The 13,612-nt window shown below is 65.4% G+C and carries 12 protein-coding genes; 8 read left to right on the plus strand and 4 right to left on the minus strand.

Annotated features, from left to right (window positions below; translation table 11 throughout):
* The first annotated feature begins 13 nt into the window (after positions 1-13).
* Complete coding sequence (locus C477_RS04440) at positions 14-451, plus strand: hypothetical protein (RefSeq protein ID WP_008893248.1); 438 nt, start codon at positions 14-16, stop codon at positions 449-451.
* A gap of 769 nt (positions 452-1,220) precedes the next feature.
* Here the strand turns inward: C477_RS04440 and C477_RS04445 are convergent.
* Complete coding sequence (locus C477_RS04445) at positions 1,221-2,150, minus strand: ABC transporter permease (protein ID WP_008893249.1); 930 nt, start codon at positions 2,148-2,150, stop codon at positions 1,221-1,223.
* Positions 2,147-3,181 carry a daunorubicin resistance protein DrrA family ABC transporter ATP-binding protein gene (locus C477_RS04450; RefSeq protein WP_008893250.1) on the minus strand — a complete coding sequence of 345 codons (1,035 nt, stop codon included), beginning with the start codon at positions 3,179-3,181 and terminating at the stop codon, positions 2,147-2,149. Before C477_RS04450 ends, C477_RS04445 begins: the two co-directional genes overlap by 4 nt.
* A gap of 54 nt (positions 3,182-3,235) precedes the next feature.
* Between C477_RS04450 and C477_RS04455 the strand changes: the two genes are divergently transcribed.
* The 6 genes from C477_RS04455 (at position 3,236) to C477_RS04480 (ending at position 10,099) form a co-directional block, all read left to right on the plus strand.
* A complete protein-coding gene (locus C477_RS04455) occupies positions 3,236-3,859 on the plus strand; it encodes a TetR/AcrR family transcriptional regulator (protein ID WP_008893251.1) in 624 nt (207 codons plus the stop codon).
* Between the two features lie 91 nt (positions 3,860-3,950).
* Entirely contained in the window at positions 3,951-5,684 is a 1,734-nt protein-coding gene (locus C477_RS04460; protein WP_049914267.1) for an acyl-CoA synthetase, read from the plus strand.
* 89 nt (positions 5,685-5,773) lie between these two features.
* Positions 5,774-6,940 (plus strand): acyl-CoA dehydrogenase family protein, encoded by a 1,167-nt coding sequence (locus tag C477_RS04465; RefSeq protein ID WP_008893253.1) that lies wholly within the window; start codon positions 5,774-5,776, stop codon positions 6,938-6,940.
* Between the two features lie 108 nt (positions 6,941-7,048).
* Entirely contained in the window at positions 7,049-8,914 is a 1,866-nt protein-coding gene (locus tag C477_RS04470; RefSeq protein WP_008893254.1) for an acyl-CoA carboxylase subunit beta, read from the plus strand.
* Between the two features lie 36 nt (positions 8,915-8,950).
* On the plus strand, positions 8,951-9,487 hold the full coding sequence (locus tag C477_RS04475) for a MaoC family dehydratase (protein WP_338032977.1): 537 nt from the start codon (positions 8,951-8,953) through the stop codon (positions 9,485-9,487).
* A gap of 207 nt (positions 9,488-9,694) precedes the next feature.
* Positions 9,695-10,099 (plus strand): hypothetical protein, encoded by a 405-nt coding sequence (locus tag C477_RS04480; RefSeq protein ID WP_008893256.1) that lies wholly within the window; start codon positions 9,695-9,697, stop codon positions 10,097-10,099.
* An 85-nt stretch (positions 10,100-10,184) separates the two neighbouring features.
* On the opposite strand, the gene C477_RS04485 is transcribed toward C477_RS04480, so the two are convergent.
* Complete coding sequence (locus C477_RS04485; RefSeq protein ID WP_008893257.1) at positions 10,185-11,084, minus strand: amidohydrolase family protein; 900 nt, start codon at positions 11,082-11,084, stop codon at positions 10,185-10,187.
* Positions 11,085-11,223: 139 nt separating this feature from the next.
* On the opposite strand from C477_RS04485, the gene C477_RS04490 reads away from it, so the two are divergent.
* Positions 11,224-11,610 carry a MaoC/PaaZ C-terminal domain-containing protein gene (locus C477_RS04490; RefSeq protein WP_008893258.1) on the plus strand — a complete coding sequence of 129 codons (387 nt, stop codon included), beginning with the start codon at positions 11,224-11,226 and terminating at the stop codon, positions 11,608-11,610.
* 343 nt (positions 11,611-11,953) lie between these two features.
* Here the strand turns inward: C477_RS04490 and C477_RS04495 are convergent, their stop codons facing one another.
* The gene (locus tag C477_RS04495) at positions 11,954-13,531 is read right to left on the minus strand and encodes a DNA-directed DNA polymerase II small subunit (protein WP_008893259.1); all 1,578 of its coding nucleotides are present in this window, start codon (positions 13,529-13,531) and stop codon (positions 11,954-11,956) included.
* Positions 13,532-13,612 lie beyond the last annotated feature (81 nt).

A 13,612-nucleotide genomic window follows, 5' to 3' on the forward strand; every position in this document is an offset into this window, starting at 1 on the left:
TTACCACACGTTGATGAACGTACGGGACGCACTCGAGGCCGACGCGGACGCGCTGGCGTCGATCGCCGACTCGCCGACCGACGTGATGCGGAATCTGGTTCACGACCGAACCGTCCGCGTCGCCGAGGACGGCACGCACGACCCCAACGCCGACGTGTCGGACTCGCAGTTCGACGGCTCCGATCCGGAGGACCTGCTGGGCTTCATCAGTTTCGATGCCCGCGAGGACACCGTTCACGTCACCCAACTCGACGGCACGAGCGAGGCGTGCAAGCAACTCCTCGGCGAACCGGTTCGCTTCGCGAAACGCGAATCGATGGCCGTCGAACTCCTGGTTTCGCCCGACTCGGAGGTCATCGAAGACGCCGCCGAGGAACTCGGGTTCGAACGGCGCGGGCGCGGCCCGCGGTTCGACGGCGCGCCGACGACCCGGTTCCGACTCGAGCCATAGCGCCTGCTCGGTCGCGTCCAGCGTCGAGTATCGTGCGCGCAGTCTCGGGCTTCGACGCTCGAGCCGTCACGGTCGATGCGAATCCCAGCCGTCGGTGCTGTCAACTCGACTCGAGCGTCGAGGAGAGACGCTGCATCGTTGGTCGACGGTCCGGGCTCTCGGGGTGCAGGGCGCTCGAGTCCGGTTGAAATCGCCGAAACTGTAGATTCACTCTCCAACCGCTCAAACCGAGAGGTCGACGCCGTGGTGGCGCGCGCTGTCGACTGCTCGAGCGACGCGAGGTGCGACCGACGGAAGCACCTCGGCGGCGAATAGCGCGGGACCTCCGGTCCCGCGCCAGTCGCTGCGGTCCTCACCTCACACGGCTCAAATTCAACAACTATTATACTTAACTGTTTGAAAAAAGTGATTGGTATTATGAATGTTCTGATTCAAATTGCTGCGCTTGCAACAGTAGCACTCGGGATAGCATATATCGTCATCCCACAAAAAATGCATATCTTTGATTTACGGTATCAGCGCGGAAACTCGTCTGAGCTATCTAGAAAAGGTGTTTAGATCTACCGGTTACTTGGTGCCGGACTCATCCTACTAGGCTTTCCACGATTATTCTGAGTCAGAATCCTTCTACTCACTATCTCTATTGAACTGACCACTGTTTTCCTGTACTGAGCACGAATTGCACGGCTACTGCTGAATAACGCGACCGGAATCGCCGCCTCGAGAGAGGGAGAACGGGCGTCTGGCCACTAGACTGACGATCGAACGCTCACTGCACGTCGGAACTCGAGGCGCTGTTCAGGAAGTGGACGGCGACGGCCCCTAAGACGAGGTCCAGCGCGCCGAGCACCGCCAGCGCGGGAACGAGCGTGTTCCACATGCCGCCAAAGGCCGACACATCGAGGACCGTCATGACGTCCTGGCCGAACATCAGGGCGCGGGCGGCGTCGACGCCGTAGGTGATCGGGTTGAGCGCGGCGATTGTCTGGACCCACTCCGGGAGCGCCTCGATCGGGACGAACGCGCTCGAGAGGAACAGGAGGGGGAACTGCAACACGTTCACGGCGATGATCGTCGACTCCTGATCGCGGGTGATCAACGCCACCACGTTCGAGATGGCGGTGAACCAGATCGAGAACAGGATGGCGACGAGGACGATCCCGACGGCGCCGAGGAACCCGGTCTGGACGTACTCGCCGGGCGACGTGCCCGTGTCCAGGTAGAGGAGCACGTAGCCGAGCGCGAGAATGATCGAGACCTGTGCAACGATCCGGATGATCTCCGAGAGGGACTTTCCGAGGAACACCGCGCCGCGGTGCATCGGGGAGACGAGCATCTTCTCGAACATGCCGTTCTCGATGTCGTCGACCTGCCCGATGCCGGAGGTCGTCGCGGCGATCAGCGCCGTCTGAATCGCGATCGCCGGCACCAGATAGGTGACGTAGCTCGCCTCCGTGCCGAGGCTCTGGCTGACGGTCCCCTCCGTGATGCCGCCGAACACCTCCGTGAACAGGACGAGGAAGACGATCGGGTTCAACAGCGAGGAGGTCATCACGAACGGGTTCCGGACGGTCTTGATCAGCCACCGCTTCAGGACGATCCAGGTGTCCCTGGCGAACCCGTTGCCGCTCGTCTTCCGGCCGCCGGCGGTCCCGGTTCCGGTCCCAGCCCCGGGCTCGGGCTCCGTCTCGGCGCTCATCGGCCCACCTCCGCGGTCGTCGAGGCGTCGTCCGTCTCCCCCTCCCCCGTCGGCTCGGACGCAGCCACCTCGTCGTCGAGTCCCTCGCCGGTGATCGCGAGGAAGACGTCGTCGAGCGTCGGATCGCGGACGTTGAACCCCGTGACGGGAACGTCGGCCTCCTTCAGCGCGACGAGCAGCTCCGGCCCCCGCTGCCGGGCCGCCGTCGACCGGACGCTGAGCCCCTCGCCGGTGACCTCGATCGCCGTCCCGTCGAAGACGTCGGCCTCGAGGGCGACCTCCCGGGCCCGCTCGCGGGTCTCGTCGTCGGAGTCGCCGAGTTCGACCTCGAGGACGGCACCGCCGACCCGGTCCTTGAGTTCGGCGGGCGAGCCGGAGGCGACGATTTCGCCGTCGCGAATGACGCCGATCCGATCGCAGAGTTGGTCGGCTTCCTCCAAGTACTGCGTCGTTAAGAAGATCGTCGTCCCCCGGTCGTTGATCCGTTCGAAGTAGTCCCAGAGGCGGTTGCGAGCCTTCGGGTCGAGGCCGGTGGTCGGCTCGTCCAAGAAGACGATCGGCGGTTCGTGAACCAGCGCCGTGGCGGCGTCGAGGCGCTTTTTCATCCCGCCGGAGAACCCCTTGGCCTGCTTGTCCGCGACGTCGGCCAGGTCGACGAGGTCGAGCAGGTCGTCGATCCGCTCGTCGCGGTCGGCGCCCGAGACGCCGTAGGCCTCGCAGGCGAAGCGGATGTTCTCGCGGGCCGTGAGTTCCGGGTCGATGCTGGTCTCCTGGGCCATGTAGCCGATCGACTCGCGGACCGACCGCGATTCGGTCTCGACGTCGTACCCGTTGACGGTGACGGTGCCGCCGGTCGGCACGAGCAGCGTCGTCAGGACCTTGATCGTCGTCGTCTTCCCGGCGCCGTTCGCGCCGAGGAAGCCGAAGAACTCGCCCTCCGGAATCTCGAGCACGAGGTCGGTGACGGCCTCCGTCCCGTCCGCGTACGTCAGTTCGACGTGCTGGGCGTCGATTGCGTTCGTCTCGGTCACGCGTGATAGAAGGAAGTGACAAGACATATAGCTTGTGAATGAATATTCATTCATATGGGTGCACCCGATCCCTTCGAGTCCTCCCCCGACGAGACCCGCGGCGAGATGATGCGAGCGACTTACGAGGCGCTCCGGAAACACGGCTACTCGGACCTGACGATCCAACGCATCGGCGACGAGTTCCCCAAGAGCAAGTCGCTCATCTACCAGCACTACGACGGCAAGGACGACCTGCTCGTGGCCTTCCTCGAGTTCCTCCTCGAGCGGTTCAAGGCGGACGTGCCGTCGGACGACGACTTCGAGGACGCCCGTGACCACCTCTTGACGCTCGTCGAGCGACCCTTGGCGGACCCGGACGACGAGCACGTCGCCTTCCTCGGCGCGATGGCCGCGCTCCGCGGGCAGGCGCCGTTCGACGAGGCCTACCGCGAGCAGTTCGCGGACACCGACGCGTTCTTCCGCGAGCACGTCGCCGACATCGTCCGCGACGGGATCGAGCAGGGGGTCTTCCGGGAGGTCGATCCGGAGCGGACGGCCGCGTTCATCTCGGCGACGATCGACGGCGCGCAGTCCCAGTACGTGACGACCGGCAACGAGGCGGCGGTCGACGACGTGCGCCGCGAACTGACCGAGTACGTCCGCCGGCGACTGGTCGTCGACGGCGAGGACGGTTCGTAAGAAACAGTCGCGCCACCGGCGATTTTCATCGTATTTCACACCCACGTAATTATACGTAGCAATTATTGCCGAAAGCGGTGGCGATCGTGGTATGGTATCAGAACACAATATGCCCGACTACGAGCAGCTGCGAGACGGCTTCGCCTGGGAGGACATCGAGGAGGCGGCCGACTGGGACGCGCCCGAGGAACTGAACGTCGCCCACGAGGTCTGTGACCGCCACGCCGAGAACAAAGAAAAAGTCGCGCTCTATCAGGTGAGCGAGGACGGCGAGTTGACCACGACGACCTTCTGGGAACTCGCCGAGGCGACGAACCGATTCGCGAACGTCCTCGAGGACCTCGGGATCGAGCGGGGCGACCGCGTCTTCTCGTACATGCCGCGGATCCCCGAACACTACGTCGCCCTCGTGGGGACGCTCAAGCGCGGGGCCGTCTTCGGCGGGATCAACGAGCGGTTCGGACCCGACGGCATCTCGTATCGGTTGTCGGACTGCGACGCGACGGCGATTGTGACGACCGCCGCCAATCGGGAGACCGTCGCCGACGCGCTCGAGGACGCCCCATCGGTCGAGCACGTCATCGTCGTCAGCGACGACGGGCGGGGGATCCGGCGGGGCGACGTCAGCTACCGCGCGGCGATGGAGACCGCGAGCCGCGAGTACGAACCGGCCGACACCGGCGCCGAAGACGACGCGCTGCTGTACTACACCAGCGGGACGACCGGACTCGCGAAGGGCGTCTTGCACGAACACCGGTGGGTGCTTGGCGTCGCGGCCACCCAGAAGTACGCCGTCGACCTGCAAGAGGGCGACTGCTACTGGTCGACGGGCGATCTGGGCTGGCTGACCGGCCCGATCAACACCCTCGGCGCGTGGTTCTGGGGGACCGCGCTGTTCACCTACGAGGGCGAGTTCGACCCCGAAGCGTGGGCCGACCTGCTCGACACCTATCCGATCACCGTGCTGTTCTCCGTGCCGACGGCCTACCGGATGCTCCGGGAACACGAGGACGTTCTCGAGAACGTTTCCCTGGACCTGCGCCACGCGCTCTCGATCGGCGAACCGCTCTCGGCCGGCGTCGTCGAGTGGGGCGAGGAGACGCTGGGCGTCACCGTCCACGACACCTACGGCCAGACTGAAACGGGGAACATGATCATCAACAACTACCCGACGATGGAGGTTCGACCGGGCTCGATGGGGAAACCGTTGCCAGGAATCGAGGCCGCCGTCGTCGATCCGGAGACTGGCGAGGTGCTCGAGCCCGGCGAGACCGGCGAGATCGCCCAGCGCGGGGACTACCCCTGTTTCTTCGCGGAATACTGGGAAAAGCCCGACAAGACCGCGGACTGTTTCGTCGACGGCCCCGACGGGGGTGAGCAGAGCGAAGCGATGCGATCCTCGTCAGACGGAACGTCTGACGGTGAATGGTACCTCTCGGGCGATCTGGCTCATCTGGACGAGGACGGCTACTTCTGGTTCGAGGGCCGAGCCGACGACGTCATCCTCTCGTCGGGCTACCGGATCGGCCCCTTCGAGGTCGAGAGCTCGCTGGGCGAACACGAGGCCGTCGCCGAGGCCGCCGTCGTCCCGAAACCCCACCGGGAGCGGGGCAACATCGTGAAGGCCTACATCGTCCCCAGCGAGGGCGCAACGCCCTCCGAGGAGCTGAAAGAGGACATCCGGAACCACGTCAAGGAGGAGCTCTCGGCCCACGAGTACCCCCGCGAGATCGAGTTCCGCGACGAGCTGCCGAAGACGGTCACCGGGAAGATCCGCCGGACGGAGCTGCAGGACGAAGTCGAGGAAGAGGCCGAGGCGGCCTGAAGCCGCGCTCGAGGCGAGCGCGAGGAGTGACCGAGCGGTTCGAACGTGATTCCGGACGACGGCGACCCGGAGTCGAGACGAGACAGACCATGAATTTCGAAGACACACAGGAACGCAAGCTGATCCGACAGACGGCGACGGAAATCGCCGACCGGTACGGACCGGAGCACTGGCGCGAGAAGGAGGAAGCCGGCGAGTTCTCGAGCGAGTTCTGGGACGAACTCGGCGAGGCGGGCTTTCACGGCCTGCTGGTCCCCGAGGAGTACGATGGGGCCGGGATGGGCATGGAAGAGATGGGGCTGGCGATGGAGACCCTCTGTGCCGAGGGCTGCGGGATGGCCGGTACGTGGTACCTGGTGCTGACCGCCGGCATGGCCGCGGTCGGGCTCCGGGAGTACGGCACCGACGAGCAGAAGGAGCGGTACCTGACCGATATCGCGACGGGCGAGCGCAACTTCTCGATCGGCATCACCGAACCCGAGGCGGGGACGAACACGCTGAACGTCGCGACTCGAGCGGAGCGGAATGGAGACGAGTACGTCCTGAACGGCAAGAAGGCCTGGATCACGTTCGCCGACCGCGCGGACAACATGATCCTCGTAACGCGGACGACCCCTCGCGAGGACGTCGAGCGCGGCACCGACGGCATCAGCCTCTTCGTCGTCGACATGGACGACCCGAACGTCGACGTCTCGCCGATCCCCAAACACGCGATCAACTACTCGAAGTCCTGCGAGGTCTTCCTCGAGGATGTCCGCGTTCCCGCGGCAAACCTGCTGGGCGACGAGGACGACGGCTGGTGGGTGCTCGTGGACATGCTCAACCCCGAGCGCATCGGCTTCGCGGCCGCGGGCACCGGAATCGGCAAACTCGCCGCGAACGCCGCGATCGAGTACGCCAACGATCGCGAGATCTTCGGCTCGCCGATCGGCACCCATCAGGCCGTCTCGTTCCCGATCACCGAGGCCTACGCGAAGATGGAGACCGCCGCGCTGATGCGGGAAAAGGCCGCGTGGCTCTACGATCAGGGCGAGGACTGCGGCTACGAGACGAACGTCGCGAAGGCGACGGCCGTCGACGCCGGAATCGAGGCCGTCAAGCACGCGATGCAGGCCTTCGGCGGCTGGGGGTACGCGAAAGAGTACGACGTCGAACGCTGGTGGCGCGAGGTCAACCTCACCCGACTCGCGCCCGTCTCCCAGCAGATGGCCTACAACCACATCGGTCAGCAACTCGGCTTCCCGAGATCGTACTGACGATGCTCGAGATCGAATCCGGCCGCCGGCCGGCGGCGAGTCAGGTGGCAACAATCGCCACAGCCGATAAGAACGCCCCCGTCGTAGGATCGACCTAACGGAACCCGTATGGAACTCAGAGTCAACACCGCCGCGACGGATCAGGAGGCACAGGCGATCGCGAAGGCGCTGGCGTCCCACTTCGGGGAGGAGGTGGAACTCTACCCGAAGCGGGGCGACGACCTCCTCGCGACGGCCGCGCCGGACGAGAGCGCGATCCCCGCCGACGCGAGCGAGGCCGCTGCGGAGGCGCTCGAGGCCGCGACCGGCGACGGCGGCACCGAAAGCGCCGCGTCGTCCGGCGACGGCCTCGGGCCGACCGACCGCGAGGAACGGCTTCGCGAAGAGATCGACGACATCCTCGAGGGCGGCCCCGAGAAGTACCGCGAGCGGCTCTCCGAGCAGGGGAAGCTGTTCGTCCGGGACCGACTCGACCTCTGGTTCAACGACGAGGAAACCTCGTCGAGCAGCCGGACGCAGTCCGGCGACGGCGAGGACGGCATCAAGTTCGAGGACGGCAAGTTCGCCAACTTCGATTCGTGGCATCCCAGCGGACGAGAGGGCGAGGCGGACTCGGGAGACCGACTGCCGGCGGACGGCCTCATTACCGGCGCCGCGGAGTTCGAGGGCCGGGACGTCCACTTCATGGCCAACGACTTCACCGTCAAGGCCGGCTCGATGGCCGAGAAGGGCGTCGAGAAGTTCCTCCGGATGCAACAGCGCGCGCTGAAGACCGGCCGTCCCGTCCTCTACCTGATGGACTCCTCGGGTGGCCGGATCGACCAGCAGACGGGCTTCTTCGCCAACCGCGAGGGCATCGGGAAGTACTACTACAACCACTCGATGCTCTCCGGCCGGGTGCCCCAGATCTGCGTGCTCTACGGGCCCTGCATCGCCGGCGCCGCCTACACCCCCGTCTTCGCGGACTTCACCGTCATGGTCCGGGACATGTCCGCAATGGCCATCGCCTCCCCGCGGATGGTCGAGATGGTCACCGGCGAGGACATCGACTTAGACGAGTTAGGGGGGCCCGACGTCCACGCCCGCCACTCCGGCAGCGCCGATTTGATCGCCGAGGACGAGGAACACGCCCGCGAACTCGTCGCGAAGCTGATCGGCTACCTGCCGGACAACGCGGACGAGAAACCGCCCCGAACCGAGGGACGGGCGCCGGAACGGTCGCCCGCGGGGATCGACTCCGTCGTGCCGCAGGCGCCGAACCGCGGCTACGACATGTTCGACGTCATCGAGCGCGTCGTCGACGCCGACTCGGTGCTCGAGCTCCGTCCCGAGTACGGTTCCGAGATAATCACCGCCTTCGCCCGCATCGACGGCCGGCCGGTCGGCATCGTCGCAAACCAGCCGAAACAGCGCGCGGGGGCGATCTTCCCCGACGCCGCGGAGAAGGCCGCGCAGTTCATCTGGACCTGCGACGCCTACGACGTGCCGCTGCTGTACCTCTGTGACACCCCCGGCTTCATGGCCGGCTCGGGGGTCGAGAAGGAGGGCATCCTCGAGCAGGGCAAGCGGATGATCTACGCGACCTCCTCGGCGACGGTGCCCAAGCAGTCCGTGGTCGTCCGGAAGGCCTACGGCGCGGGGATCTACGCGATGTCCGGTCCCGCCTACGACCCCGAGAGCGTGCTCGGATTGCCCAGCGGCGAGATCGCGATCATGGGCCCCGAGGCGGCGATCAACGCCGTCTACGCGAACAAGCTGGCCGCGATCGACGATCCCGAGGAGCGCGCACAGAAGGAGCAGGAACTCCGCGAGGAGTACCGCGAGGACATCGACGTCCACCGGATGGCCAGCGAGGTCGTCATCGACGAGATCGTGCCGCCAAGCGAGCTTCGAGAGGAACTCGAGGCCCGCTTCGCGTTCTACGAGACCGTCGAGAAGGACCTCCCGGACAAGAAACACGGGACGATCCTGTAAGCGCGCTCGAGTCGAACCTATCTCATCACGATTCCACTGAAACACCAACAGACACCCATGCCAGGACGCTACTACGAGGAGTTCGAGGTCGGCGAAACCATCGAACATGAACGACGGCGCACGATCACGGAGAGCGACAACCAGCGCTTTTGCGACATGACGATGAACCAGCAACCGCTACATCTGGACGCCGACTTCGCCGCGGACACCGACTTCGGCGAGCGGCTGGTCAACGGGCTCTACACGATGAGCCTCGCGGTCGGCATCACGATTCCCGAGACGACCGACGGAACCATCGTCGCCAACCTCTCCTACGACAACGTCGAGCACCCCGAACCCGTCTTCCACGGCGACACGATCCGCGTGCAGTCGACGGTGACGGACAAGCGCGAGACCAGCGACGGCGAGCGCGGCATCGTGACCATGCACGTCGAGGTCTTCAGGGTGAACGATGGTCCCGCGAGCGAAGCGAATGGGACCTCGTCGGACGAGTCCGACGGTGACGACGAGCCGCTGGTCTGCGAGTTCGACCGGACCGTCCTCTCGCTGAAGCGCGACCGCGTCGCGGAGTGACTCGAACAGTCGTTGTGTCGCGGTCTCGACGGCATCGACGCGTTCGAAGAAGTTGAAATGTGAACGTTCTCAGTCGATATAGCGGCGATCGTCTATCAATACCGAATATTAGAGGCTGATTGCAGCAATATCGGCACTAAATCCAGATTTCGCGGCAGCCGTGTCGCTGTTACTACTTTATGCGATCAGACGGCCTACTATCGCTACATGGGACTGGACGCACGGATCGAGAACGGCCGGCGAGTCATCGAGAAATGGGATCGCGTCTTCACCGCGCTCTCGGCGGTACCGCGACGCCAGATCGAGGTCTCACTACTCGACGCGCCGCCGGACCGGTCGATCCCCCTCCCGGAGCGCGCCGCGAATCCGAACGTCCCGACCGATCCCGAGCGGCTTCGATGCGACCTCCTGCACACGCACCTGCCGATGCTTGCCGACCGGGAGTTCGTCGACTGGGAGCGGGAGCCGTTCGTCGCGTCCCGCGGTCCGCAGTTCGACGAAGTCGCCGCCGTCATCGACGCCCTACAGACGGTGGCCGACGACGTCCCCGAGTCGTTAGTGATCGGCTGTCAACGACTCGAGCGGGAGCGGGAAGAAGGGCTGAGCGAATAGTTCTGGCACGGCCGGTCCGCGGCGGCGGCTCGAGCAACTGCGAACGGGTCCGCGGACGCCGACTGTCTCGCGACTGTAAGAGCTTCTAACCCGAGGAGCCGGGGTCGTCGTCCAGCCCCAGATACTCGACGGCCGTCCGGGAGAAGATATCCCGCGCGGCCTCCTGCGGTAGCTCTCGGTCGAGCAACCCGGCTCGCTCGTTCCGATAGGGGTACGGAATATTCGGGAAGTCGGAGCCGTACATGATCGACCCCGAACACTCGACGAGCGTCGCGTCCGAAATCGACGAGGGATCGAACCCCATCGTTTCCGGTGCGGACGTCGACATCGCGAACGTCGTGTCGAGGTAGACGGTCTCGTACTCGCGGGCGAACGCGAGGAACCGATCGGTTTCGTAGGTTCCCATGTGCGCACAGCAGACTCGTAATTCCGGATACGACTCGAGCAACTCCTCGAAGACGTCCGCACCCACGTACGGACTTCCCTCGTACATCGGCGCCGTCCCGCCGTGGTAGGTGATCGGCCGGTCGTAGTCGACCGCGACCTCGAGTGCGGGCTCGAGCCTGGAATCGGCGGGCCGACACTCCTGGACGGGGCAGTGGATCTTCACCCCGCGGGCGCCCGCTTCGAACGCCTCGCGGACGACGGCCGCCGGCTCCTCGTCGTCGGGGTGGACCGTCGCGAACGGAATCAGGAACTCGGAGTCGGCGGCCTGCTCGAGCAGCCAGTCGTTCAGGTCGCTCGCGAGCCCCGGCTCGTGGGCGTACGGAAGGGCGACGTAGGCCTCGACGCCCGCCGAGCAGAGGACGTCCTCGATGTCGGCTCGAGCCGTCGGCGTCGAGAACTCCCAGTCGGTTTCGGCGCTGAGCGCTCGCTGAATGGCGGCCGCCAGCCGGTCGGGGAACAGGTGCGTGTGGGCGTCGATCGCCGGCCGAAAGGCGGTTTCGCGGTCGTCGGAATCCGTCGATTGGTCTGGCGGAGGCATCTGAATCCGTCCTCGTCGAGTGTTGCGAACGCGTATCACGGGGTCGGGTATAGACGTACTGCCGGCGGCAATCGGACGGGCCGTCCCGCGGTCGAGATCATTATGGGCACTCGCATAGAGGGACCCGGTAGAACACCGCATGAGCCGGCCAGTCGAGGGCGAGACCCACACGTTCGAGCGGACGTTCACGACCGACGACGTCGAGCGGTTCGCGGAGCTCTCCCGCGACAGACAGCCGATCCACACCGAACCGGACGACGACGGCCGCCTGATGGTCCACGGCCTGCTGACCGCGACGCTGCCGACGAAGATCGGCGGCGACCTCGAGGTGCTCGCGCGGTCGATGGACCTCGAGTTCCGTCGGCCGGTCTACACCGGCCAGCGCATTAGCTGCACGTGGACGTTCGAGAGCGTCGACGAACGCGAGGATCGGTACGTGATCGGCGTCGACGTGGTCTGTGAGAACGACGACGGAGAGCCGGTGCTTACCGGTACCGTCGAGGGCCTCATTTGGAAGGAGGAATAATCTGACTTATTGGCGGATCACTGGCGCCCGCTTCGGGTGGCGTTCGTCATCCCGGTTATACGTAGATCGGACGAACTGGCTGACAAACTATTGAAACGGGATCCGGAAAGGAGCGTTCTACTATCGTGGCAACAGGGAAGTGCCACGCCCTCCCCAACCGATTGCGGTCCTCGCTCCTTCCAGGAGCTGCGGTCCTCATCCCTCGCACGGATTCGGACCGCGGTTCGTTAACAACTCACCGCGGTCCAGCGTGCGCCACTGCACGCCGGTTCCTGGGATAGGCAGTACACGGACTCAATTCGACGACACCGACCGAAAACGGAAATACCCGACGAGCAGCAGGCTAGCTGAACTTCTGGACGGTCACGTCGAGCGTATCGAGGTCGACGATGGGCGCGTAGCCGGCGTCGGGGTCGATGTTGACGCTCTTCTGGAAGTCCGTCTGAGCCTGCCAGCAGCCCGAGTTGATGGCGAGCACGTTGTGGTACTTCCCGAAGCCGAGCTTGTGAACGTGGCCGGTGTGGAAGATGTCGGGGACCTCCTCCATCACGAGGTAGTCCTGCTCTTCGGGGGCGAGTCGGGTGTGGCCCCCGAACTGCGGGGCGACGTGGCGTTTCTTCAGGAGCTGGTACATCGCCTTGTGCGGGTCGTCGTAACTGGCCTTCTCCTCGGGGAGTTCCGCGATGACCTCGTCCAGACTGACGCCGTGGTACATCAGCACGGAGACGCCCTCGAGGGTGACCGTCGAGGGATTGCTCACGATCTGCGGATCGTGAGCCGACATGATCTCCCGCAGTTCCTCGTCGAACCCGGGCTGGGGCTCCGCGAGGCGGACCGCGTCGTGGTTGCCCGGGATCATCACGATCTCGATGTCGCCGGGGATCTTCTTCAGATGTTCGCTGAAGGACTCGTACTGCTCGTAGATGTCGACGATCTCGAGTTCCTCGTCCTGGTCGGGATAGACGCCGACGCCTTCGACCATGTCGCCGGCCAACAGGAGGTACTCGACGTGTTGGGCCTGCTCGGTGTGCAGCCAGTCGGCGAAGCGGTTCCAGGCGCCTTCCATGAACTCGTCGCTGCCGACGTGAACGTCGCTGATCAGCGCCGCCTGCACGTGGCGGTCCGCGGTCGACGGCTCGTGGGTTCGCGGGATGTCGGGGAAGTACATCGAGTCGACGAAGGCGATCCCCGAGTCGTCCGCCAGCGTCCCCTCCATCGCCAGCACCTCGTCACAGAGCAGCTCGTCGACCAGGTCTACGTACTCCCGGTCCTTCATCACGAGCCAGGGAAAGGTCCCGGTCGCGTCCTCGAGTTCGATCAGCCAGTGGCCGCTGGCCGTCGACCGGATGTCGTTGACCAGCCCGACCATCGCGACGTCGCTGCCGCCGGGCATGTCCTGAATGGCCGACGCCGGACGGTGGTTGACCCGCCCGCGGAGTTTCGATCCCAGTCGCTCGAGTCGGTCCCGGAAGACGGCGACGAAATCCTCGTACTCGCCGGTTCCGGTGCTCTGGCCGGTCATATCCCCGACGATCTCCAACGATCGAAGCTCGGGATCGACCGATCGGTCGGCGGCTCCGCCCCCCTTCGTTTCAACTGGAGTGTCCCCGTCCGCGGCCGTGGGATCGGGTACAGCGTCTCCAGTCGAAACCGAGGGGTCGGTCCGCGAACCGGGGGCTGAGTCGGCGTCCGGTCCCGTCGATCCTCCCGGCGAATCGGCCGTCGCGTCCGCCCGCGAGAGGGCCGCGTCGACGTGGTCGGTTCGGACGACCAGCGCGTCTTCGGGGAGTTCGTCGACGACGCGCTGGAGGGCCGCCCGCGGGTTCTCGGCCGACGCGAGTTTGGTCACGGCCTCGCGCTCGGCGTTGTAGCCGCGGCTGGTGAGTTCGCTGACGATTCGGGCCGGCGCCTCGAGTGGCACACGCGTCGCATTCGCGAGCGACGAGAAAAGGGTACCGTAATCGGCGTCCCCGATTGGGGGACGTCGCGACGGGGAGCGGGG

It is taken from the genome of Haloterrigena salina JCM 13891 (assembly GCF_000337495.1).
Taxonomy (GTDB): Archaea; Halobacteriota; Halobacteria; order Halobacteriales; family Natrialbaceae; genus Haloterrigena; species Haloterrigena salina.